Annotated in this window: 19 protein-coding genes and 1 pseudogene; 5 read left to right on the top strand and 15 right to left on the bottom strand. The window is 62.3% G+C overall.

Annotated elements, in window-relative coordinates:
* Nucleotides 1-38: 38 nt before the first annotated feature.
* Nucleotides 39-1,241: an RNA-guided endonuclease InsQ/TnpB family protein gene (locus tag SB822_RS37360; protein WP_410856968.1), complete on the bottom strand. Its 1,203-nt coding sequence runs from the start codon at nt 1,239-1,241 to the stop codon at nt 39-41.
* Between the two features lie 21 nt (nt 1,242-1,262).
* Between SB822_RS37360 and tnpA the strand changes: the two are divergent.
* Nucleotides 1,263-1,681: pseudogene (tnpA, locus tag SB822_RS37355) on the top strand (IS200/IS605 family transposase).
* Nucleotides 1,682-1,745: 64 nt separating this feature from the next.
* On the opposite strand, the gene ureC reads toward tnpA, so the two are convergent.
* From ureC to SB822_RS37285, 14 genes are all read right to left on the bottom strand, one after another.
* Nucleotides 1,746-3,452, bottom strand: a complete 1,707-nt coding sequence (ureC, locus tag SB822_RS37350) for an urease subunit alpha (protein WP_007735638.1) — start codon at nt 3,450-3,452, stop codon at nt 1,746-1,748.
* A 40-nt stretch (nt 3,453-3,492) separates the two neighbouring features.
* Entirely contained in the window at nt 3,493-3,798 is a 306-nt protein-coding gene (locus tag SB822_RS37345) for an urease subunit beta (RefSeq protein ID WP_079499055.1), read from the bottom strand.
* 10 nt (nt 3,799-3,808) lie between these two features.
* Nucleotides 3,809-4,111 carry an urease subunit gamma gene (gene ureA / locus SB822_RS37340; protein WP_006048588.1) on the bottom strand — a complete coding sequence of 101 codons (303 nt, stop codon included), beginning with the start codon at nt 4,109-4,111 and terminating at the stop codon, nt 3,809-3,811.
* A 172-nt stretch (nt 4,112-4,283) separates the two neighbouring features.
* Nucleotides 4,284-5,087: a transporter substrate-binding domain-containing protein gene (locus SB822_RS37335; RefSeq protein WP_410856951.1), complete on the bottom strand. Its 804-nt coding sequence runs from the start codon at nt 5,085-5,087 to the stop codon at nt 4,284-4,286.
* Between the two features lie 192 nt (nt 5,088-5,279).
* Entirely contained in the window at nt 5,280-6,161 is an 882-nt protein-coding gene (locus SB822_RS37330) for an urease accessory protein UreD (RefSeq protein WP_410856950.1), read from the bottom strand.
* Nucleotides 6,162-6,194: 33 nt separating this feature from the next.
* Entirely contained in the window at nt 6,195-6,887 is a 693-nt protein-coding gene (gene urtE / locus SB822_RS37325) for an urea ABC transporter ATP-binding subunit UrtE (RefSeq protein WP_042316243.1), read from the bottom strand.
* Between the two features lie 831 nt (nt 6,888-7,718).
* Complete coding sequence (gene urtD, locus SB822_RS37320; RefSeq protein WP_079499057.1) at nt 7,719-8,582, bottom strand: urea ABC transporter ATP-binding protein UrtD; 864 nt, start codon at nt 8,580-8,582, stop codon at nt 7,719-7,721.
* Entirely contained in the window at nt 8,582-9,769 is a 1,188-nt protein-coding gene (gene urtC, locus SB822_RS37315) for an urea ABC transporter permease subunit UrtC (protein WP_007582408.1), read from the bottom strand. Before urtC ends, urtD begins: the two co-directional genes overlap by 1 nt.
* Before the next feature lies 1 nt (nt 9,770).
* Nucleotides 9,771-11,453, bottom strand: a complete 1,683-nt coding sequence (urtB, locus tag SB822_RS37310) for an urea ABC transporter permease subunit UrtB (protein ID WP_410856949.1) — start codon at nt 11,451-11,453, stop codon at nt 9,771-9,773.
* Between the two features lie 178 nt (nt 11,454-11,631).
* A complete protein-coding gene (gene urtA / locus SB822_RS37305; RefSeq protein WP_410856948.1) occupies nt 11,632-12,933 on the bottom strand; it encodes an urea ABC transporter substrate-binding protein in 1,302 nt (433 codons plus the stop codon).
* Nucleotides 12,934-13,582: 649 nt separating this feature from the next.
* On the bottom strand, nt 13,583-15,040 hold the full coding sequence (locus SB822_RS37300) for a DUF3443 family protein (RefSeq protein ID WP_410856947.1): 1,458 nt from the start codon (nt 15,038-15,040) through the stop codon (nt 13,583-13,585).
* Nucleotides 15,037-15,486: a DUF2844 domain-containing protein gene (locus SB822_RS37295; protein WP_410856946.1), complete on the bottom strand. Its 450-nt coding sequence runs from the start codon at nt 15,484-15,486 to the stop codon at nt 15,037-15,039. The genes SB822_RS37300 and SB822_RS37295 overlap by 4 nt, the downstream gene beginning before the upstream one ends.
* A gap of 208 nt (nt 15,487-15,694) precedes the next feature.
* The gene (locus tag SB822_RS37290) at nt 15,695-16,018 is read right to left on the bottom strand and encodes a rhodanese-like domain-containing protein (RefSeq protein WP_036003302.1); all 324 of its coding nucleotides are present in this window, start codon (nt 16,016-16,018) and stop codon (nt 15,695-15,697) included.
* A gap of 19 nt (nt 16,019-16,037) precedes the next feature.
* Nucleotides 16,038-16,691 (bottom strand): protein-L-isoaspartate O-methyltransferase family protein, encoded by a 654-nt coding sequence (locus tag SB822_RS37285; protein ID WP_086916901.1) that lies wholly within the window; start codon nt 16,689-16,691, stop codon nt 16,038-16,040.
* A gap of 344 nt (nt 16,692-17,035) precedes the next feature.
* Here SB822_RS37285 and SB822_RS37280 point away from each other — a divergent pair, with 344 nt between their 5' ends.
* The 4 genes from SB822_RS37280 (at nt 17,036) to SB822_RS37265 (ending at nt 22,376) form a co-directional block, all read left to right on the top strand.
* A complete protein-coding gene (locus SB822_RS37280) occupies nt 17,036-18,055 on the top strand; it encodes a LacI family DNA-binding transcriptional regulator (protein WP_410856967.1) in 1,020 nt (339 codons plus the stop codon).
* 13 nt (nt 18,056-18,068) lie between these two features.
* Nucleotides 18,069-19,556, top strand: a complete 1,488-nt coding sequence (locus SB822_RS37275) for a sugar ABC transporter ATP-binding protein (protein WP_410856945.1) — start codon at nt 18,069-18,071, stop codon at nt 19,554-19,556.
* Nucleotides 19,537-20,550, top strand: coding sequence for an ABC transporter permease (locus SB822_RS37270; RefSeq protein ID WP_410856944.1), 1,014 nt, complete (start codon nt 19,537-19,539; stop codon nt 20,548-20,550). Before SB822_RS37275 ends, SB822_RS37270 begins: the two co-directional genes overlap by 20 nt.
* Nucleotides 20,551-21,410: 860 nt before the next feature.
* A complete protein-coding gene (locus SB822_RS37265; RefSeq protein ID WP_410856943.1) occupies nt 21,411-22,376 on the top strand; it encodes a substrate-binding domain-containing protein in 966 nt (321 codons plus the stop codon).
* The last annotated feature ends 14 nt before the right edge of the window (nt 22,377-22,390 follow it).

The raw sequence follows: 22,390 nt of genomic DNA, 5'->3' as shown, positions 1-22,390 counted from the left end.
CAGGGAATTCTACTGCGTCTGAAACGATGGTGCGTGTCTCAGATCGCCTCGGCGGGTTCCTGCTTCACGGAGCGGCCCGACTGCACCGGCTCTCCACAGGCTGCAACGCGATGTCCTCGCGCCAGGATGTTGATCGCGCCGACCAGATCGGCATTTTCCTCGAACCCACATTCGACACAGACGAATTTCGCTTGCGTCTGCCGGTTTTCCGCACGCACGCAACCGCAGGCCGGACACGTCCGGCTCGTGTTCTGCGGTGGCACGGCGATGAGGTAGCCGCCATTCCACGCCAGCTTGTAGTCCAGTTGGCGGCGGAACTCGAACCAGCCCTGATCGAGGATTGACTTGTTCAGGCCGGACTTGGCCCGAACGTTCTTGCCCGGTTGCCCGGTGTCGCCTGCCGCCGACCTTGACATGTTGCGCACCTGCAAATCCTCGATACACACCATCGCGTGATTTTGGCTGATCGCGGTCGTGGCCTTGTGCAGATAATCGCGGCGGGCGTTGCCGATCCGGGAATGAATGCGCTGGACGCGGGCTTTTGCCTTCTTCCAGTTGCTGCTGAACTGTGTCTTGCGGCTCATGGCACGCTGTGCGAGGCGCAGTCGGGCTTCGTGCCGCCTGAAGCTGTTGAGCGGCGCGAGGTAATTGCCGTCGCTCATCGTGGCAAAGCGCGTAATGCCCATATCGATACCGACTGCGCTGGTGACTTGCGGCAACGGCTGATCGACATTGCGCTCGGTCTGGATGCTCACATACCACTTGCCGCCGCTGGCCGACACCGTGACCTGCCTGATCGCGCCGAGCACATCCCGGCTGTTGCGATAGCGTAGCCAGCCAAGCTTGGGCAGGAAGATGCGGCTGTTAGCCTGATCGAGCTTGACCTGTTTCGGATCTGGATAGCGAAAGCTGTCGCCTTGGCCCTTCTTCTTGAAGCGCGGGGAGTCGGCCCGCCTGGCAAAAAAGTTGGTATAGGCGCGTTCCAAATCCTTGAGCGCCTGCTGAAGCGGGTGCGTCGGCGCATCCTTGAGCCAAGGCGTCTGCACGCCATTTCGCCATTCAGTGAGCAACTTGCACAGACCGGCATAACCCAGCTTCTTCTCGCCCTGTTCGTAACGTTCCTTGTGTAACGCCAGCGCCTTGTTGAACACGAAGCGACACGCCCCGGCGAAGCGGCGCATCTTGCGCTGCTGTTCGCCCGTTGGCATGAGTTCGTATTTGAAGGCTTGGAGGCGTTGCATGCGGATAGTGTAGTTTGGTCTATGAACCACGACAACGATATCCGGCGCGGAAGACATAACGGCCTTTGATGCATGTCCATTTCGTCTTCGTTACCAGATATCGCCGGGATGTGTTCACCAGGGAAATTCTCGGCGACCAGCGCCACATCTTTTCCACCACCTGCGCCGACTTCGAGGCGGAACTGGTGGAGCTCGACGGTGAGGAGGATCACGTACATTTGCTCGTGAACTACCCGCCGAAGATGGCCGTCTCGGCGTGGTTGAACAGCCTGAAGGGCGTATCCAGCCGGCTGATCCGCAAGAAGAACTACCTGAGCATCTGCAAGAAACTATGGCGTGGTAGTTCGCTTTCGTCGCCGTGCTACTTTGCCGGCAGCTGTGGCGGTGCGCCAATCGAAATCATCCGCCAATACATCGAACAGCAGCAAACGCCGCACTGACCACCCAAAGGAAGCCTGCGTCGTCCGCGCTATCCTTCCCCGGCCTGAAGTGCCGCGCACCGGGTCAGAACAGGAAATAGCGTTGCGCCATCGGCAGGACTTTTGCCGGCTCGCAGGTCAGCAATTGCCCATCGGCGATCACCTGATACGTCTCGGGATCGACGCTGATCGACGGCTGCCACGCGTTGTGGATCATGTGCGCCTTCGTGACGCTGCGGCAGTTCTTCACTGCAACGATACGCTTGCTCAAGCCATAACGCTCGGCGACGCCCGCATCGAGCGCCATCTGCGATACAAACGTCAACGACGTGCGGCCCAATGCGCCCCCGCGCGTGGCGAACATCTCGCGATAGTGGACGGGCTGCGGCGTCGGAATCGACGCGTTCGGATCGCCCATCTGCGCCATCGCGATCATGCCGCCCTTGAGGATCAGTGCGGGCTTGATGCCGAAGAACGCCGGTTCCCAGAACACGATATCGGCCCATTTGCCCGGCTCGATCGAACCGACTTCATGCGCGATGCCATGCGTGAGCGCCGGGTTGATCGTGTACTTCGCGACATAACGCTTCGCGCGGAAGTTGTCGTTGCGCGCGTTGTCCTCGGGCAGCGCGCCGCGCTGCACCTTCATCTTGTGCGCGGTTTGCCACGTGCGGATGATGACTTCGCCTACGCGGCCCATCGCCTGCGAATCCGATGACAGCATCGACAGCGCGCCGAGATCGTGAAGGATGTCTTCCGCTGCAATCGTTTCGCGGCGAATACGCGATTCGGCGAACGCGATGTCTTCCGCAATCGACGGATCGAGGTGATGACACACCATCAGCATGTCGAGATGTTCGTCGAGCGTGTTGACGGTGTAGGGGCGCGTCGGATTCGTCGACGAAGGCAGCACGTTCGCCTCGCCGCACACCTTGATGATGTCGGGTGCGTGGCCGCCGCCCGCGCCTTCCGTGTGATAGGTGTGGATCGTGCGGCCCTTGAACGCGGCCACGGTCGCTTCGACGAAGCCCGCTTCGTTGAGCGTGTCGGTGTGGATTGCGACCTGCGTGTCGGTGTCGTCGGCCACCGACAGACAGTTGTCGATCGCGGCGGGCGTCGTGCCCCAATCCTCGTGCAGCTTCAGGCCGATGGCGCCCGCTGCGATCTGTTCGAGCGCGGGCTGCGGCTGGCTCACGTTGCCCTTGCCGAGAAAGCCTAGATTCATCGGATAGCCATCGGCGGCTTGCAGCATGCGCTCCATGTGCCACGGCCCCGGCGTGCAGGTCGTGGCGTTCGTGCCCGTCGCGGGGCCCGTGCCGCCACCAAGCATCGTCGTCACGCCGCTCGCGAGCGCTTCTTCGATCTGCTGCGGGCTGATGAAGTGAATGTGCGTATCGATGCCGCCCGCCGTCACGATCATGCCTTCGCCCGCGATCACTTCCGTCGCCGCGCCGATCGCAATCGTCACGCCCGGCTGGATGTCGGGATTGCCCGCCTTGCCGATGCCCGCGATGCGGCCGTTCTTGATGCCGATGTCGGCCTTGACGATGCCCCAGTGATCGAGAATCAGCGCGTTCGTCACGACGGTATCGACCACGTCGGCCGCGACGCGCTGCGACTGGCCCATGCCGTCGCGAATCACCTTGCCGCCGCCGAACTTCACTTCTTCGCCGTAGATCGTGTAGTCGCGTTCGACTTCGATCAGCAGGTCCGTATCCGCGAGGCGTACGCGGTCGCCCGTCGTCGGGCCGAACATTTCCGCGTATGCGCGGCGGCCAATGCGTAATGTCATGTTTGAGAGGTTCCCGAATGTTCGCGTGTAAGCACAGCGATCAGAGCTTGCCCATTACCTTGCCATTGAAGCCATAGACGACGCGGTCGCCCGCCAGCGCGACGAGCTCGACCGTGCGTTCCTGGCCCGGCTCGAACCGCACGGCAGTGCCCGCCGCGATGTTCAGGCGGAAGCCGCGTGCGGTTTCACGATCGAACGCGAGCGCCGTGTTGACTTCGTAGAAGTGGTAATGCGAGCCGACCTGCACGGGCCGGTCGCCCGTGTTCGACACCGTGACCGTGACGGTTGCGCGGCCCACGTTGAGTTCGAGTTCGCCGTCGTCGGTAATCAGTTCACCTGGGATCATGCGCGCCTCGTCACGGAATGGGGTGATGGACGGTCACGAGCTTCGTGCCGTCGGGGAAGGTGGCTTCGACCTGGATATCGGGAATCATCTCGGGCACGCCTTCCATCACGTCGTCGCGCGTGAGCAGCGTGGTGCCGTAGTGCATGACTTCGGCAACCGTCTTGCCGTCGCGCGCGGCTTCCATCAGCGCTGCCGTGATGAATGCGACGGCTTCCGGATAGTTGAGCTTGAGGCCGCGTGCGCGGCGTCGTTCCGCGAGCAGCGCGGCTGTGAAGATCAGGAGTTTGTCTTTTTCGCGTGGAGTGAGCTTCATCGCATTCGCTTATCGCATTCATCCTATGGCGCCCGCGTGAGCGAGGGCCGCGTTGGTCATTCCGGCGCTGCGCACGGTCTTGCTGCCCCGGTCGCCGCCGCCCCGTCGCTGCAGTCCCTATCGTGCGCGGCGCACGGCCGCGTCACGATACCAGTATCAACCGACGCGCTGCTTACAGATCGGCGGGCAAGGGCGCGCTGAACCACTTCTTCGACATCGCGTTGAGCGTGCCGTCCTGCTTCGCCTGCGCGATGGCGGCATCGACCTTCTGTTGCAGGCGCGGCTCGTTCTTGTTCATCCCAACGAAGCACGGCGAGTTCTTGATGACGAACTTCGGCTCCGGGCGACGCGGCGGGTTCTTCGCGAGGATCGTGGCGGCGACGATGTTGCCTGCCGCGATCAACTGCACCTGGCCCGACAGGAACGCGGCGATCGTCGCGTTGTTGTCTTCGAAGCGCTTGATGGTCGCGTTCGGCGCCATCTGCGTGAGCGCGATTTCTTCGAGCGCGCCGCGCGTCGCGCCGACCGTCTTGCCGGTGAGGTCGGCGGGGTTGCTGACCTTGATGTCGGCGGGACCGAACACGCCTTGATAGTACGGCGCGTAGGGCGTCGAAAAATCGATGACCTTTTCGCGTTCCGGCGTCTTGCCGAGCGACGAGATCACGAGATCGACCTTGTTGGTTTGCAGATACGGGATGCGGTTCGCGCTGTTGACGGGCACGAGTTCGAGCTTCACGTTCATCGACTTCGCGAGCAGCGCGGCCGTGTCGATGTCGTAGCCTTGCGGCTTCAGGTCCGGGCCAACCGAGCCGAACGGCGGATAGTCTTCGGGCACGGCGACCTTGAGGACGCGTGCCTTCGTGATGTTGTCGAGCGTGTCGGCGTGGGCGAGGGGCGCGGCGAGCGTCAGGAGCGGCGCGAGCAGCAGGGCGGCGAGCCACGCGCGGCGCGGGCGATGTGCAGTCGTTTGGGTCATGTTGGCGATCAGCTTCGGCGTGTGATTTTTAGCGGGCTTCGCAATGCGCCTTCGATGCGGCGCTCGCGAGGCGTCATAAGCAGCAAGGGCTATGCCATGCAGACCGGGCAAGGCTTTCCCGTTGCTTGCATGCGCTGTTGCACCACGCTGGCGCGCTGCGATGCCCGAAAATGGTGCGGCGACGCGATTCGCTCAGGTTGTCCAGAGGCGCAGCGGCTTCGCGTCGACCTGATGCACGACTGGCCGCAAGTGCAGCCAGCACTGGGTCAACGCATGCTGAAGCGTCTCCATCGATCGCGCGACGGCCCGCACGATCAGCACGCCATCGCACACGCACGAGGCGCCGGCGCGAATCGAATCGTCGAAGGGCAACTGGGCGGTGAGCGCCTCGGCGAGCGCGTCGTCGCATTGCGGGCTGACGGCCCACAGCGTGCCGAATGCGGGGAAGCCTGCGAGACCTTGCGGCGCATCGCGCAGCGGGTCGCTGGCGGCGAGCTTCGCGCGTTCGAACCATAACGGCTGACCATTGGCGCCGACGATGCGCGAAACAGCTCGCAGATGTCCCGCCGACCAGGTTTCGCCAGCGGCCTGCCTGCCGAGTTGCGTCGCGTCCCAGCCGAGCGCGGTGGCGCCTTCGTCGAGCGTCAGTGAGAAGTCGAGCGAAGCGTTGGCGTGATCGAAGACGATGTTGTTTTGCGGCAGCCAGTCGAGCCTGGCGTTCGCGCCGACGCGGATCGCGATGCGCTGTTGCGCGGTGCGGCCATTCGACTTGTACCACTTGGTCGCGCCGGGCGTGGTGAGCACGGCATGCGTATTCGCATCGAGGCGGATGTCGATATCGAGCCGGTCGCCGCCCGCGACGCCGCCGGGCGGATGCACGATGACGGCGTGACAGATGGAGGGCCCTTCCGGGTAGAGCGGGCGTTGCAGGCGCAACGGGCCTTCGTGCAAACGATGGGCGAGGGTGGTTCGCTCGCCGTGTTTGGCGAAGCCGAGTTCGAGCCGCGCGCGCCACAGGGCGTGCGATGGATCGTCGATGGTGGCGAGCGTGGCGTGGTGTTCGTGAAGCGACATGCGGCGAGGATAGCAGCTAACGATGGCTCGCCGTTATACCGCGATCAGCGTGCGCACGCCGTCGTCGTCCATGTTGGCGCCTTCGCCGCCTGCGACGATTTCGCCGCGGCTCATGACCCAGTAGCGGTCGGCGATGGCTTTGGCGAAGTCGTAGTATTGCTCGACGAGCAGCACGGTCAGGCCCATTTCTTCGACGAGTTGCCGGAGGGTTCTTCCTATGTCCTGGATGATGGACGGTTGGATGCCTTCCGTGGGTTCATCGAGGATTAGCAGTTGCGGTTCGCTCATGAGTGCCCGGCCGATTGCCAGTTGTTGCTGCTGGCCGCCTGACAGGTCGCCGCCACGGCGGGCTTTCATGTCCTTCAGGACCGGGAATAGTTCGTAGATCCGGTCTGGGATTTTCTTCGGGGCTTTTTTGCTGGCTGCGCCGACTAGCAGGTTTTCTTCTACCGTTAGTCTTGGGAAGATGTCTCTGCCTTGTGGCACATAGGCCAATCCTTGCGCTACGCGCGCGTGCGGGGCGAGTTTTGTTATTGGCGTTTCGCGCCATTTGATTTCGCCGGTCTTGATGGGGACTACGCCCATTAGGGTTCTTAGTAGCGTGGTCTTGCCTACGCCGTTTCGGCCTAGCAGTACCGTTAGTTTTCCGTCCGGCACCGTCAGCTTCACGTTTCGCAGGATGTGGCTGCCGCCGTAGTACTGGTTCAGGTTTTCTACTTCTAACATGTTGTGTGTCCTTTTTGCTCTTTGGCGAGCGGCAGGTTCTGTTTGCTGGGTTTTGCGGTTTGGTTTTTTGCCTTTGCCTTTGCCTTTGCCTTTTCGCTGGCATCCGCGATTTGTTTGCGTGCTTCAAGCGTCGCCCCTGTGCGGGGCGGCACCTACTTTTCTTTGCCGCCGCAAAGAAAAGTAGGCAAAAGAAAGCGGCTAACACCGCCAACTCTAGTTCCTGCCTGAGGGCCCCCAACCGGTCCCTTACTTCACACGGCAATCTGCTTGTTCCGCGCTCGTTGCCAACGCTCCAAGCCAGAGCATCACCCGCTACACACACCCGCGTCGCAGCATGCCGTACCAGATATTCCACCGCCGCCCAGGCGGCAAACTGTGTGTAGGCCGTAGCACTGCACACGCCTCACTTCGGACCCGATAGCGCGCGTGCCACGTTGTAAGAGCGCTACCCTATACGACGCGACAACCTACACACAGTTTGCCACCTGGGCGGCAGATACCATTCGCTGCCGCTCGCAGTTATGCGGGCGTCTGAAGCGGGTGAGGCATCGGTTCGAAGCGTTGGCAACGCACGCAAACAAAGATGCTGCCGTGTGAAGCGTAAGACCCTTTGGGGGCCCTCAGGCAAACACAAGAATTAGCGGTGTTAGCCGCTTTCTTTTGCCTACTTTTCTTTGCGGCGGCAAAGAAAAGTAGGTGCCGCCCCGCACAGGGGCGACGCCTGACGCACGAAGGCAATACGCGGATGCCAGCGCAAGAGCAAACCGCGGATGCCAGCGAAAGCCGAAGCAAACCCAACAAAGCCGTTGCAAACAAAACAAAAAACCCTATTTAACGCCCCAAATAACTCTCAACCACAGCCGCATCGCGCTTAACATCCTCAAGCGTGCCTTGAGCGAGCACACTCCCTTCAGCCATTACAGTAACCTTGCCGGTCTCACCGGCCAAAGCAGCCACAAACTCCATATCATGCTCAACAACCATCATGGAACAAGTCCCACGCAAGTGATTAAGAAGAGCAGCTAACTCCATAGTCTCATCATCAGTCATGCCAGCCGCAGGCTCATCAAGCAACAACAATGCAGGCTGCTGCATCAACAACATCCCAATCTCGAGCCGCTGTTTCTGCCCATGAGAAAGCTCCCCCGCAGGCCGCAGCGCCTCGCCTTCAAGACGAATCAACGACAACGTCTCTTCGATCCGAGCCTGCGCCGCACGATCCAGCCGCGCGCGTAAAGACGCAAACCAACCCTTATCAGTCTTCATGGCCAGTTCGAGGTTCTCCCACACAGGATGCTGCTCGAACACAGTCGGCTTCTGAAACTTGCGCCCAATCCCGGCACGCGCAATCGAAGGCTCATTCATCCGCGTGAGATCGATCGTCTGCCCAAGAAACACCTTGCCCGAATCGGGCGAAGTCTTCCCGGTAATGACATCCATCATCGTCGTCTTGCCGGCGCCATTCGGCCCAATAATGCATCGCAACTCACCTACATCGATCGACAACGACAACGCATTCAACGCGCGAAACCCATCGAACGAAACAGTCACGTCTTCCAGATAAAGAATCGCACCGTGCGACACATCGATCTCGCCAGGCGTGACCACGCGTCCCATCGACGCCACGCCGGAAAGTGCGCGACCATCGTGTTCTTCAGGAAGAGAAAGATCAGGAACCATCGGGTTTTCATTCATCAGCGGTTCCTCTTGCGTGTCACGAGCTCGAATAGCCCCATGATCCCGTTCGGCAATAGCAGCGGCACCAGCACGAAGATCAACCCCAAAAAGAACAGCCAGTACTCCGCAAAATAAGCCGTGAAAAAGCTCTTCGCGCCATTCACCGCGAACGCGCCGATAATCGGCCCGATCAGCGTGCCGCGTCCGCCAACCGCCACCCAGATCGCCATTTCAATCGAGTTGCCCGGCGACATCTCGCCCGGATTGATGATGCCGACCTGCGGCACATACAGCGCGCCCGCAATCCCGCACAGCACCGCCGACACCGTCCACACGAACAGCTTGTACGCAAGCGGGCTGTAGCCGAGGAACATCAACCGCGTCTCGCCGTCGCGCACGGCCGTCACGACGCGCCCGAGTTTCGACGTCACGATCGCGCGCGCGCCGATGAACGCGAGCACGAGCACCGCGAACGTCAGTAGAAAAAGCGCGGTCCGCGTGCCGGCATGCGTGATCGGATAGCCCGCAATCCGCTTGAAATCGGTGAAGCCGTTGTTGCCGCCAAAGCCCGTCTCGTTGCGATAGAACAGCAGCATCGCGGCAAACGTCATCGCCTGCGTGATGATCGACAGATACACGCCCTTCACGCGCGAGCGGAACGTGAAGAAGCCGAATACCCACGCGATCACGGCAGGCACCAGCACCACAAGCAGCAGCGCATACCCGAGATGCTGCGTGCCTTCCCAGTACCACGGCAATTGATGCCAGTCGAGAAACACCATGAAGTCGGGCAGGTCGCTGCCGTACTTGCCGTCATGGCCGATCGCGCGCATCAGGTACATGCCGATCGCGTAGCCGCCAAGCGCGAAGAACAAGCCGTGCCCGAGGCTCAGGATGCCGCAGTAACCCCAGACGAGATCGAGCGCGAGCGCGGAGATCGCGTAGCACATCAGCTTGCCCGTCAGCGTCATCGCATACGCGGACAAATGGAATGCGCTCGTTTCCGGCAGCACCAGCGCCGTGAACGGCACACCCAGTCCAATCGCGATGATCAGCGCAATCAGGCATTGCCACGCGCGCCGCGACAGCAGGGCAGGGCGCGGCGGCAAGCCGAGCGCGAAGCCTTCGAGGCGCTCGCGTTCGCTCGCCTGAGCGTCGCTGCGTGCATCGACGGACGTGGAAGCGGAAGAAGTCGCGGATGTCATGTCATGCCTCCGCGCTGCGGCCCTTCAGGGCGAACATGCCCTGAGGCCGTTTCTGGATGAACAGAACGATCAGCACCAGCACCGCGATCTTTGCGAGCACGGCGCCCCAGAACGGCTCGACTGCCTTGCTGACCAGCCCGAGTCCGAAGCCGCCGATCACCGTGCCCGCCAGCTGGCCGACGCCGCCCAGCACGACGGCCATGAACGAATCGATGATGTAGCTTTGCCCGAGGTCCGGGCCGACATTGCCGATCTGCGACAGCGCGCAGCCGCCAAGCCCTGCAATGCCCGCGCCGAACGCGAACGCATACGAATCGACATACGCGGTTTTCACGCCGACGCACGCGGCCATCCGGCGGTTCTGCGTGACGGCGCGCACGAACAGGCCGAGTCGCGTCTTCGTCAGCACGGCCCACGCGATCCCGACGACGATCATCGAAAACGCAAGAATCGCGAGCCGGTTGTACGGCAGGATCAGGTTCGGCAGCACCGTGACGCCGCCGCTCATCCACGAAGGGTTCACCACTTGCACGTTTTGCGCGCCGAACAGCATGCGCGTCGCCTGGATCAGGATCAGGCTGACGCCGAAGGTGGTCAGGAGCGTTTCGAGCGGACGTCCGTACAGATGCTTCAGCACGAGCCGTTCGAGCACGATGCCCACCAGCGCCGCCACCGCGAACGAAGCGGGCACGGCGATCAGCGGATACCAGTCGAACGCGCCAGGCATGTAGCGCTGCACGAGGTTCTGCACGACATACGTTGCGTACGCGCCGATCATCAGGAACTCGCCGTGCGCCATGTTGATCACGCCGATAAGGCCATATGTGATTGCAAGGCCGAGCGCGGCGAGCAGCAGCACGCTGCCGAGCGACAGCCCCGCGAACAGCGTGCCCGCGATCTCGCTGCGGCGCTGGATCGAATCGAGCGCGTCGATGCCCGTCTGCGCTGCTTCGCGCACCTGAGGGCTGCTTTCGGCGAACGTGCCGTCGGGCTTCTTCGCGACGAGCGGGCGCAGCAGTTCGTACATGTCCAGATCATGCCGCGCGGCGACGAGCTTCACGGCTTCGAGACGCTTCGCCGCATCGGTGTCGTGCAGTGCCGTCATCGCCCACAGCGTGTCGAGGCGCTTCTTCAGCGTCGGGTCAGTTTCCTTTGCGCGCGCTGCGTCGATCTGTGGCTTCATCGACGGATCGGGACTTTGCAGCAGCGCGGTGATTGCGGCGGCGCGCTTCGCCGGGTCGGTCGAATCGAGTTGCAGGCCCGACAATGCGCCCGCGACTTTCGAGCGCAGCAGGTTGTTCAGCGTGACCGGCTGCGCGTCGCCTGCGGCGACGGCCTTGCCCGTGACGGCGTCGCGCGCGGTGTCGTTGTCCTGAATCAGCACGTTGCCGCTATCGGTGGCGAGCGCGCTGTCTTCGGACAGCGCCTTCAGCAGCGCGAGCGAGGGCGCGTCGTGATTCGCGATCAGCTTGTCGATGGCGGCCGACTTCGCATCGAAGTCGTCGCCGGCGAGCGGCGCGACTTCTTCGGTCGTCAATGCGTGGGCGCTCGCGGGCGCGAGCACGGCGAGCGCCGCGCCCAGTGCGCACGATGCAGCGGCAGTACGCACGCGTGCGCGCATCCCGCGCAGCGTGTCAGCGCAGCGGCCCTTGAGCGAAGCGAGCGTGGAAAATGAGTACGCCATAGTGGTCTTGAGTGAGAAGCCTGCAGGCAGGCGCGCGATGCCCTCGCACGAGAAACGGCAAGGGCATCGCGCGCTTGCGTGGGCGCGCCGGATGTGTCGCGCGAAGCGAAACATCGGCGCGCTGCGCAAGCCGGTGCGTCCAACTGATGCGACACACCGGCACGTTGCTCATGCCACGTTATGCGACGCGCGAGCGGCGGCGCAGGAACTCGGGAATCGAGCTGACGACGTCCGGCTTGCCCTGGTTGCCCGCGATATACGGGCTCCACGGCTGCGCGCGAATCGCGGTCTTGGTCTTCCACACGACGTTGAACTGGCCGTCCGCGCGCACTTCGCCGATCATCACCGGCTTGTGCAGGTGGTGGTTGCCGTCCATCTCGAGCGTGAAGCCCGACGGCGCTGCGAACTTCTGGCCGATCATCGCGACGCGCACCTTGTCGACATCGGTGCTCTTCGCTTTTTCGACGGCCTGCTTCCACATGTGAATGCCGACATAGGTCGCTTCCATCGGGTCGTTGGTCACGCGCTTCGTGCCGCCCGGCAGGTTCTGCGACTTGACCCACTCGGCCCATTGCTCCTTGAACTTCGTGTTGCCCGGACCCTTCACCGACATGAAGTAGTTCCATGCCGCGAGGTTGCCGACCAGCGGCTTCGTGTCGATGCCGCGCAGTTCTTCTTCACCGACCGAGAACGCGACGACGGGTACGTCGGTGGCCTTCAGCCCCTGGTTGCCGAGTTCCTTGTAGAACGGCACGTTCGAGTCACCGTTGACGGTGGAGATCACACACGTCTTGCCACCCTGCGAGAAGGTCTTGATGTTGGCGACGATAGTTTGATAGTCGCTATGGCCGAACGGCGTGTAGACCTCCTGGATATCGGTCTCCTGAACGCCCTTGGATTTGAGGAACGCCCGCAGGATCTTGTTCGTCGTACGCGGATACACATAGTCGGTCCCGAGCAGGAAGAAACGCTTGGCGCCGCCGCCTTCCGCGCTCATCAGGTATTCGGTGGCGGGGATTGCCTGCTGGTTGGGCGCCGCGCCCGTGTAGAACACGTTGCGCGACATCTCTTCGCCTTCGTACTGCACCGGGTAGAAGAGCAGGCCGTTCAGTTCCTCGAACACGGGCAGCACAGACTTGCGCGACACCGACGTCCAGCAGCCGAACACGCAGGCGACCTTGTCCTGCGTCAGCAACTGGCGGGCTTTCTCGGCGAACAACGGCCAGTTCGACGCGGGATCGACGACCACGGGCTCCAGCTTGCGGCCCATCACGCCGCCGCTCGCGTTGATCTCGGCGATCGTCATCAGCGCCGTGTCTTTCAGCGACGTCTCCGAGATCGCCATCGTGCCCGACAGGGAGTGCAGGATGCCGACCTTGATCGGGCCGCTGCCCGACTGGGCATGCGCGAAAGGAACCTTGCTCGCGAGCGCGAGTGCGCCCGACATGGAGCCGAGCTTCAGCAGACTGCGACGTTTCATGTGCTTCCCCTTGCCATAGATGGGTGGTGAGTGGCGGACGAACGGCGTGCGTCCAATCCTTGTTTGCGTTATGTGTGCAGGCTCTTGCCGGCCGGATACTGCAAGGCATATGCCAACTGCGCGGGAGCCGCGTCAATAGACGCTTCGCTTGCTGCAATGCGGTTCGCTGGCGGTGCGGCGTCGTGTGGCGTTATGCGCTTTGGGCGCGAAAGCGGTGCACCACAAGGGAGTGCGCCTCGTTCAGGTGCGCGCCGCGCTGCAACGGAGCGTGAGCCGCAATTCCTCGGAGTCGTGGGCGCGACGCCGGTGCATCGCCGCTGCGCTGTTGTGCACGGACGTGCGCTGGCTATGTTGAAAAGACAGTTGATTGGGCTGGTCGGTGGGGTGGAGTTGAAACGGCGCGACGGCGCGTTGGGCGCGTGCGCTGATGACGTGTTCGTGCGGTGTTTCCAGAAGGGCTTGCTAAACGGGCGATATGCTGGCGTTCTCGCCGCCGCTCATCATGGACGAAGCGCAGATCGGTGATCTGTTCCGCACGGTAGCCGAAGGAAGCTGATTGAGCGTGGCCTGAGTATGAAAAAACGGCGGACAGGTTTATGACCTGTCCGCCGTTTTTGTTATGTCCGCTTCTCGCAGAGCCTGTCGCGGTTTAGAACGCCACGTAAGGCCCCTTCTGCGCGCCAGCCTGCATGCCGCTCAATGCCGTGTAGACGTCGCCCCTATAGAAGAACGGCAAGCCCCACAGGAACATGCTGCTGATCGGAGCGCCGAGATTGTCGTGCGCGGCATAGCCCAGGTCGAACAGCGTCGACGCATTGGCAATCGAGAATGGAATCGTCGATTGCACGTCGCCAGGATTGGAGAAGGCCGTAGCGCTCAGGCTTTGTACGGCGGCAGGGGCGAACCAGTAGTTCTGCACAGGCAACGACGCATCCGGGAAGAACAGGCCATTCGAGCCGCTATCGATAACGCTCGTCATCGCGCGCGTCTTGTAGCTGGTCGTGAAATCCCCGCGATCTCCCACGACGAGGATCGTCGGCCTGGCGGGCAACGCATTGTTATCGCGGGTGCCGATACCGAACACCAGCTCACCCTTGACGCTCGCCTGACCCATCAACGGCAGCGCAGGCAGGCGGATGATCGTGCCGTTGTTGTCGGTGGCGAAAGCGGGGACGGGGTTCGCTGTCTGCCTGTCGAGCGGCACGCTCGCGGCCGTGCAGGACCACGGCGTCGGGCAGTAGTAGTAATTCGCGACCTGCGGGGACTGCGCGGCCTCGGGATAGTCATGCGCCAGATGCCCAATGCCGACGATCCCGTTCGCCCCCAGGTCTTTGACGGTGTTCATGCTTTGGCCACGCGATGTGCGGTCGTTAGGCACCCATGCCGCGTACGTGCTGTCGCCGATCACCTGGACGGAAATGCCGCTCGCCGTCTTTTTGCCGATCGTGACGTCGGCGCCGCGCGTCGAACCCCACGTATAGCCAGAAGCGAACAGCGCGCATTGCGCGATGGCCGCCTTGCTCGTGGTGTCGTTGCTGGCGCCCGTCTGCGACGGCAGCTTGCCGGCGAACGCCGCGCCCAGCGCGGACGCGATGACGCGCACGCCGACCGATCCTGTATCGAGCAGCATGTGATCGACGGTCGCGCATTGAGACGCGCCTTGCTTGCCCGGCACGCAGAACGTCACGCTGACGTAGGGCATATTCACGACCCGATAGTCCGTGTAGCCGCTAAAGATGTTGATGGGCACGATGTTATCTGCGGCAGGGGCGGGCGGTGTGTCGTTGTTGCCGGATGTGCCCGTCTCGCTGGCCGGCGTGACGGCGGCAGGTGTGCTCGCCGCCGATGGCGTACTGGCTGTCTCAGGCGGGCTCGCGGGTTGAGCCGCGCTCGCACCGGAAGGCACGCTGGCACCGGAGGGCGCACTAGCACCGGCAGGGGCCACGGCCGTCCCTCCAGGCTTGACAGGCGCGTTATTGGTCACGGGCTGGCCGGAGCCGTTGTCGTCGCCGCCTCCGCCGCCGCAAGCGGTCAGCGCGACGCTGGCCGCGAGCAGCACGACGAGAAGCGGGCGACTCGAAGCGCAATGCGAAAAGAGCTTCTTCATTGCAGATCCTCCACCTTCATCGTGGCAGGCACGAGCCGCGGCACGTAGGCGCGGCCCGCGAAGGCGCCCTGATGTCCGACCGATTCGATCTGCAGTTCTCCGTCGCGCCCGATCAGCGGACCTGTGCCGCGCGCGTGGTTTTGTCCTGCATTGACAAAGTTGGGGAAGTAGCTGCCGAGCAGCGCCCGCATGTCCGGACGTGTCGGTCCTTGCCACGTGACTGCGAAGACGACGTTCGCAGGCGAAGCATATTCGCGGACCGTGACACCGTCGGCGGTTTTGGATTCGTGAACGGTATAAGACGGCGAAGACGTCGCGCCGGCAGCGGCGGCGCGCAGCGCGGGCTGCGGCGTATGCGCATCCGCCGACGGCGCTGCGCCGAGCGTCGCATGGCAGACGACGGGCGATAGCAATGCCAACGCCGCCGCGATCCTGATCGATTTCATAGTGTCATGCCCTTGCAAGGAAACACGCTATGTTGTTCGATAGATAATCAGGATGCCGTAGTAATAATCCTATTCAGCGTCTTAGATTTCTGAATTTACGAAGGAAACATCTGATGCGGTATGCCGCAGAGCAAAACCGAGCGCACAAACAAAAACGCGCCGGTGAATCACCGGCGCGTCGGATACAGCAACGTGAAGCGAAAGACGCTCAATAAGTCGGCACGGAAGGATCGACCTGACGCGACCAGGCATCGATGCCGCCATACAGATTAAACACGTCCTTGTGGCCGCGCGATTCGAGGAACATCGCGACCTGCGCGCTGCGCGCGCCGTGATGGCAGATGCAGACGATCTGCACGTCATCGTCGAGTTCTTCGCTGCGCGCGGGAATCTCGCGCATCGGAATCGACACGCTGCCGGCGATCTTCGCCGTTTCGATTTCCCACGGCTCGCGCACGTCGAGCAGCACGGGCGCCGGGCGGGATTGATCAGCGAGCCATTCGGCGAGGGCGGAAGCAGTCAGGTTTTGCATCGTCAGTCTCGCGTGGTGCTTAGAACTTGAAGCGCGGCGCGTGCACGGCGTTCTGCAGCGGCTCGACGTAGGTTTCGAACACGTCGGCGATACGGAATTGCTTCTCGTCGACGCGCGTGATGATCTGCGCCTTCATGACGGGCGCGGTGCCGACGAACGCCGCAAGACGGCCGCCTACCTTCAGATGCTCGAGGATTTCCTGCGGCAGCACGGGCAGTCCGCCCGACACGCAGATCACGTCGTACGGGGCGGCTGCGCCCCAGCCGCGCGCGCCGTCGCCCGTCGCGACTTCGGCGTTCAGCACGCCGTTCGCCGCGAGGTTCGCGCGGGCCAGTTCGACCAGTTCCGGCTCGATGTCGACCGTCAGCACATGCTGCGCGCGATGCGCGAGCAGCGCTGCCATGTAGCCCGAACCCGCGCCGATCTCCAGCACGGTTTCATGCTTCTTCAACGCCAGTTCCTGCAGCACGCGCGCCTCGATGCGCGGCGCGAGCATGTGCTGGCCAGCAGGCAGCGGAATTTCGAAATCGACGAACGCCAGCTCGCGATACGCGGCGGGCACGAAGTTCTCACGCTTGACGATCGACAGCAGATTCAGCACGTCCTGGTCGAGCACTTCCCACGGACGGATTTGCTGTTCAATCATGTTGAAACGCGCTTGTTCGATGTTCATGATCAATTCGGCGGTGTGGTTGAGACGCGGGCAGCGGATGTATTGGGGGACCACTGCTCCCATTGGATGTTGCCTGGGCTTGTTACTGCCTGGTGCTATCCAGGTTAACTGCGAAATTGTACCAAACCACGCGCCGATGCCGTCCTGTTGCGGGCAGGTTCACCGCGGGCGGACGGATTTCTTTGCGCGCCACGCCTCGGTGAAAGTCCCTACGAGATGAGACTTGCGCTTCGCGCCCATGTCGACCAAAAATGTAATCGATTACATTCTCGGAGCGAGAACCGGTGGACAAACCGTCGCAACGTGACCCGCAAGCGCAGCCATCCGGCGCGGCCGAGCCCGATATGCGGGGCTCGGCACGCGCCGCATCGGAAGGGCTGTCGATTGCGGGCGTCGCCGAGCAGGCGGGTGTGTCCGTGGCGACGGTGTCGCGCGTGCTGAACGGGCATTCGAACGTGCGCCCCGCGACGCGCGACAAGGTGCTCGCCGCCGTCGCGACGAGCGGCTACCGCGTGAACGAACTCGCGCGCAATCTGCGCACGGCCGAAAGCCGCCTGCTGCTGACGATGGTCCCCGACGTCGGCAACCCGTTCTATGCGGAAGTCATTCGCGGCATCGATTCCGTGGCTCGCCAGCACGGCTATTTCATGCTGTTGTGCGACACGGGCGCCGATGCGGGCCGCGAGCGCAGCTATTTCGACCTGCTGCGCCGCCGACGCGCGGACGGCGCGATCTGCCTCGATCCGGCCACCGTGCAACAGGCGCTTGCCGAGGAATCGAACGCACTGCCGTGGGTGGCGTGTTGCGAGTTCGATTCGTCCGTGGGCGTGCCGTATGTCGGCATCGACAACTACCGCGCGGCGGGCGACGCCGTGCGCCATCTGCTGGCGCGCGGCCACCGGCGCATCGCGCTGATCAATTCCGATGATCACTACCTGTATGCGCAACAGCGCCAGCAAGGCTACCTGGACGCATTGCGCGACGCGGGCATCGCGCCCGACGAACGCTGGCGCCAGAACGTGAACAGCCTCGACTACGAAGCGGGCGCCTCGGCGGCCGCGCTGCTGATGACGTACGCCGACGTGCCGACAGCCATCTTCGCCGTGTCGGACACGTTGGCGATCGGCGTGATCGCGGGCTTGCGCAGCGTCGGCAAGCGCGTGCCCGACGATGTCGCTGTCGTGGGCTTCGACGACATTTCGCTTGCCGCGCAGATCGATCCACCCTTGACGACGATCGCGCAGCCGATGCGCGAACTCGGCGAGACAGCCGCGCGCCTGCTGCTGCAACGGCTGGCGAATCCGCGCGACACCGTGCCGGGCGTGCTGCTGCCGCACCGGCTCGTGGTCAGAAAGAGCGCTTGAGAGGGAAGCCGCGATGAGTCTCGCCGTCCGATTCGACGATATCCGCAAAGACTTCGGTCCCGTGCGTGTGCTGCACGGCGTGAGCTTCGATCTCGCGCCGGGGCGCATCTACGGTTTGCTCGGCGAGAACGGCGCGGGCAAGTCGACGCTGATGAAAATCCTCGCGGGCTACGAGACGGCCACAGAGGGCACGGTGCTGATCGACGGCCACGCGCAGCGCTTTGACGGCTCGCGCGACGCGGAAGCCGCCGGCATCGTGTTGATTCACCAGGAGTTCAATCTCGCCGAGCATCTGACGATTGCGCAGAACATGTATCTCGGCCACGAGAAGCGCAAGGGCCTGTTCGTCGACGACACGGCGATGCGTAGCGAAGCGAAGCGCTATCTGGAGCAGGTCGGCCTGCACAAGCATCCCGACACGAAGGTGCGCGAACTGATCGTCGCGGAAAAGCAGATGGTGGAGATTGCGAAGGCACTGTCGCGGCGCGCGCGGCTGCTCATCATGGACGAACCGACGGCGACGCTCACGCCGTCCGAGACCGAGCGCCTGTTCGCGCTGATGACGAAGCTCAAGGCCGATGGCGTGACCATCGTCTACATCTCGCACAAGCTCGACGAAGTCGAGCACATCACCGACGAAGTGATTGTGATGCGTGACGGCCGCTTCGTCGCGCGCAGCGAGACGGCGCTGCTCGCGCGTCAGCAGATGGCGAACCTGATGGTCGGGCGCGAACTGTCCGACATGTTCCCCGACAAGACGCCGCCTGCGCAGAACGCGCCGATCGCGCTACACGTGCAGCATCTCAGCGTGCCCGAGTGGGTCGAGGATCTGAGCTTCGACGTGCGCGCGGGCGAAGTGTTCGGCTTTGCGGGGCTCGTCGGCGCGGGACGCACGGAAGCGTTCGAGGCGATCATCGGCTTGCGCGAGCGCACCTCGGGCACGATCGAAATCGCCGGACGCAAGGCCGACCTGCACAGCCCGCGCGACGCGATGCGGCGCGGTCTCACGTATCTGAGCGAAGACCGCAAGGGCAAGGGGCTGCACGTGAACCTGAGCCTGCAGGACAACCTGACGCTGATGACGCTCGAACGCTATGCGAAGCCGCTGCTCGATCTGAAGGCGGGACGCGACGCGCTCACGAAAGCCGTACGCGAGTTCGGCATCCGCACGGGCGATCTGGGCAGCCGCGCGCGCATGCTGTCGGGCGGCAACCAGCAGAAGCTCGCGCTCGCCAAGTTCCTGCAGCCGAATCCGGATGTGATCGTGCTCGACGAGCCGACGCGCGGCGTCGATATTGGCGCGAAGCGCGACATCTATTTTTTGATCCACCGGCTTGCGTCCGAAGGGCGCGCCGTGGTCGTCATTTCATCCGAACTGATCGAGCTGATCGGGCTGTGCCATCGCGTGGCCGTGATGCGCGCGGGGCGCCTGCAGGCGACACTCGGCCTCGACCATCTGACCGAAGAGGAGTTGATCGCACATGCGACCGGCACACACTGACACCGCGCCGGTTGGGCGCGCGATGCGGATTGCACATCGATTGCATGGGCTTGGGCCGCTGGCGGGGCTGATCTTGCTGTGCATTGCGGGGACGCTGCTCAATCGCGATTTCGCGACTGTCGACAACATGATGAATGTGCTGACGCGCACGTCGTTCATTGGGATTATTGCTGTCGGCATGACGTTTGTGATTATTTCGGGTGGGATTGATCTTTCTGTTGGGTCGATGGCGGCGTTGATCGCGGGCAGCATGATCTGGTTGATGAATGCGCTTGCCGCTGCGCCGGGCGGGCATGCGTTTGCGCCGCTGACTATTGTGCTGATCGGGATTGCGAGTGCGTTTGTGCTTGGTGGCGCGTTTGGATGCGCGCATGGGTTGTTGATCACGAAAGGGCGGATCGAGCCTTTCATCGTCACGTTGGGGTCGCTGGGTATTTTTCGCGCGGTGTTGACGTGGCTTGCCGATGGCGGTGCCTTGACGCTCGATAACAATCTTTCTGATCTCTATGGGCCTGTTTATTACGCGAGTCTGTTTGGGGTGCCTGTGCCGATCTGGGTGTTTCTCGTCGTCGCGGCGGGCGGTGCGCTGATTCTTAACCGCACGGCGTTTGGGCGGCATGTGCAGGCGATTGGCTCCAATGAACAGGTCGCGCGATATGCCGCGATTCGCGTTGATACCGTGAAGATTGTTACTTATGTGTTGCTTGGGGTTTGTGTCGGGGTGGCGACGGTTTTGTATGTGCCGAGGCTTGGGTCGGCGACGCCCACTACTGGGCTTTTGTGGGAACTGGAGGCGATTGCTGCTGTTGTGGTTGGCGGGACCGCGCTCAAGGGCGGTGAAGGACGGGTCGTGGGTACCGTGATCGGTGCGGTTCTGCTTTCTGTGATTGCCAATATTCTTAACCTCACTAGCATTATTAGCGTGTACTTGAATGCTGCTGTGCAGGGGATTGTGATTATTGTTGTCGCGTTTTTGCAGCGGGGGCGGAGGTGATGGAATTGGTGTTTTTGCCTTTGCGGCGGCAGGGTGGTGTGCTATCGCTTTCGCTGGCATCCGCGTTATGGTGTTTGCCGTTCACGCGTCGCCCCTGTGCGGGGCGGCACCTACTTTTCTTTGCCGCCGCAAAGAAAAGTAGGCAAAAGAAAGCGGCTCACACCGCCAGTTCTAGTGTTTGCCTGAGGGCCCCCAAAGGTTCTTACGCTTCACACGGCAAACACGTGAATCATGTTAGTTGCCAACGCTTTGAATGAACGCCTCACCCACTTCACACACCCGTACACGTGTTAGTGGCAGCGAATGGTATGTGCCGCCCAGGTGGCAAACTGTGTGTAGGTTGTCGCGTCGTATAGCGTGGCGTTCTTACATGGTCGAACGCGTGCGCTATCGGTCCGGAGTGAGGTGTGTGGAGCACAAGCGGTCTACACACAGTTTGCCACCTGGGCGGCGGTGGAGTGACTGGCACGGCATGCAGTAATGCGGGTGCGTGAAGCGGGTGATGAGCACCGCAAGAGCGCTGGCAACGAACGTGAATCGAGAAGTTGCCGCGTGAAGTAAGGGACCCTTTGAGGGCCCTCAGGCAGGAACAAAAATTAGCGGTGTTAGCCGCTTTCTTTTGCCTACTTTTCTTTGCGGCGGCAAAGAAAAGTAGGTGCCGCCCCGCACAGGGGCGACGCTTGAAGGGGTACGTCATAACGCGGATGCCAGCGAAAAGGCAAACGTACAGAGGCAGCGCACGAAGCACGAAGGCATAGCGCGGATGCCAGCGCAAAACCAAACCAAACCAAACCAAACCAGTAGTTGCAACAGCGTTTCAACACCGAAAGAACCAAACCATCCAGTCAGGAGACATAGCCATGAAGCAGATGATTCGAGCGGTTGGCGCCGGGATGCTGGCGCTGAGCATAATGGGCCTGGGCACAGGCGCCGCCCACGCCGACGAAAAGGTCATACTTGGCGTAGCCATCCCCACCGCCGATCACGGCTTCACAGGCGGCATCGTCTGGTGGGCGAACAAGGCAAAAACCGATCTGGAAAAAGCCCACCCCGACCTAAAAGTGATCGTCAAAACCGCAGCCAACGCGCCGGAACAGGCGAACCAGCTACAAGACCTGGTGACGGTCAACAAAATAAACGCGCTAGTAATCTTCCCGTACGAATCAGCATCCCTCACCCAACCCGTAGCACAGGTGAAAAAGAAAGGCGTCTACGTAACAGTGGTCGACCGAGGCCTGACCGACACTAGCGCGCAAGACGCCTACGTCGCCGGCGACAACACCGCCTTCGGCAAGATCCCCGCCGAATATCTGGCGAAAGCACTCGACGGCAAAGGCGACATCGTCGCGCTACGCGGCATTCCCACAACGCTCGACAACGAACGCTGGACAGCCTTCACAGGCGTCCTGAAGGCCTATCCGAACATCAAGATCCTCGACGCAAAATACGCAAACTGGAACCGCGACGACGCATTCAAGGTCATGCAGGACTACCTGACGCGCTTCAAGCACATCGACGCCGTCTGGGCCGCCGACGACGACATGGCCGTCGGCGTAATCAAGGCAATCGATCAGGCCAAGCGCTCCGACATCAAGATCGTGTTCGGCGGCGCGGGCTCGAAAGGCATGGTGAAGAACGTGATGGACGGCGCGCCGCTCATCAAGGCCGATGTGTCGTACTCGCCAAAGTTCATCTACGACGCAATCAAGCTCACGGCGGAAGCTCGCCTCAAAGGCGACAAGCTGCCCGCCACGACGATCATTCCTTCCGTGCTGATCACGAAGGAGAACGCGAAGGAATTCTACTTCCCGGATTCGCCGTTCTGATCGCAAACGTGCTT

This window comes from Paraburkholderia sp. SIMBA_054 (genome assembly GCF_046534875.1).
In the GTDB taxonomy this organism is placed as follows: domain Bacteria; phylum Pseudomonadota; class Gammaproteobacteria; order Burkholderiales; family Burkholderiaceae; genus Paraburkholderia; species Paraburkholderia hospita.
Note: the sequence above shows the minus strand (reverse complement) of the source record. Positions and strands in the feature narration are given on the sequence as shown.

What these genes read in the sequence shown, in the direction of transcription:
- SB822_RS37290 (WP_036003302.1), bottom strand. Translation starts at nt 16,018, where the DNA reads ATGCAAAACCTGACTGCTTCCGCCCTCGCCGAATGGCTCGCTGATCAA.
- SB822_RS37360 (WP_410856968.1), bottom strand. Translation starts at nt 1,241, where the DNA reads ATGCAACGCCTCCAAGCCTTCAAATACGAACTCATGCCAACGGGCGAA.
- ureA (WP_006048588.1), bottom strand. Translation starts at nt 4,111, where the DNA reads ATGAAGCTCACTCCACGCGAAAAAGACAAACTCCTGATCTTCACAGCC.
- urtE (WP_042316243.1), bottom strand. Translation starts at nt 6,887, where the DNA reads ATGTTAGAAGTAGAAAACCTGAACCAGTACTACGGCGGCAGCCACATC.
- SB822_RS37280 (WP_410856967.1), top strand. Translation starts at nt 17,036, where the DNA reads ATGCGGGGCTCGGCACGCGCCGCATCGGAAGGGCTGTCGATTGCGGGC.
- ureC (WP_007735638.1), bottom strand. Translation starts at nt 3,452, where the DNA reads ATGACATTACGCATTGGCCGCCGCGCATACGCGGAAATGTTCGGCCCG.
- SB822_RS37270 (WP_410856944.1), top strand. Translation starts at nt 19,537, where the DNA reads ATGCGACCGGCACACACTGACACCGCGCCGGTTGGGCGCGCGATGCGG.
- SB822_RS37265 (WP_410856943.1), top strand. Translation starts at nt 21,411, where the DNA reads ATGAAGCAGATGATTCGAGCGGTTGGCGCCGGGATGCTGGCGCTGAGC.
- SB822_RS37285 (WP_086916901.1), bottom strand. Translation starts at nt 16,691, where the DNA reads ATGAACATCGAACAAGCGCGTTTCAACATGATTGAACAGCAAATCCGT.
- urtA (WP_410856948.1), bottom strand. Translation starts at nt 12,933, where the DNA reads ATGAAACGTCGCAGTCTGCTGAAGCTCGGCTCCATGTCGGGCGCACTC.
- SB822_RS37345 (WP_079499055.1), bottom strand. Translation starts at nt 3,798, where the DNA reads ATGATCCCAGGTGAACTGATTACCGACGACGGCGAACTCGAACTCAAC.
- SB822_RS37330 (WP_410856950.1), bottom strand. Translation starts at nt 6,161, where the DNA reads ATGTCGCTTCACGAACACCACGCCACGCTCGCCACCATCGACGATCCA.
- SB822_RS37335 (WP_410856951.1), bottom strand. Translation starts at nt 5,087, where the DNA reads ATGACCCAAACGACTGCACATCGCCCGCGCCGCGCGTGGCTCGCCGCC.
- urtC (WP_007582408.1), bottom strand. Translation starts at nt 9,769, where the DNA reads ATGACATCCGCGACTTCTTCCGCTTCCACGTCCGTCGATGCACGCAGC.
- SB822_RS37300 (WP_410856947.1), bottom strand. Translation starts at nt 15,040, where the DNA reads ATGAAGAAGCTCTTTTCGCATTGCGCTTCGAGTCGCCCGCTTCTCGTC.
- SB822_RS37295 (WP_410856946.1), bottom strand. Translation starts at nt 15,486, where the DNA reads ATGAAATCGATCAGGATCGCGGCGGCGTTGGCATTGCTATCGCCCGTC.
- urtD (WP_079499057.1), bottom strand. Translation starts at nt 8,582, where the DNA reads ATGAATGAAAACCCGATGGTTCCTGATCTTTCTCTTCCTGAAGAACAC.
- SB822_RS37275 (WP_410856945.1), top strand. Translation starts at nt 18,069, where the DNA reads ATGAGTCTCGCCGTCCGATTCGACGATATCCGCAAAGACTTCGGTCCC.
- urtB (WP_410856949.1), bottom strand. Translation starts at nt 11,453, where the DNA reads ATGGCGTACTCATTTTCCACGCTCGCTTCGCTCAAGGGCCGCTGCGCT.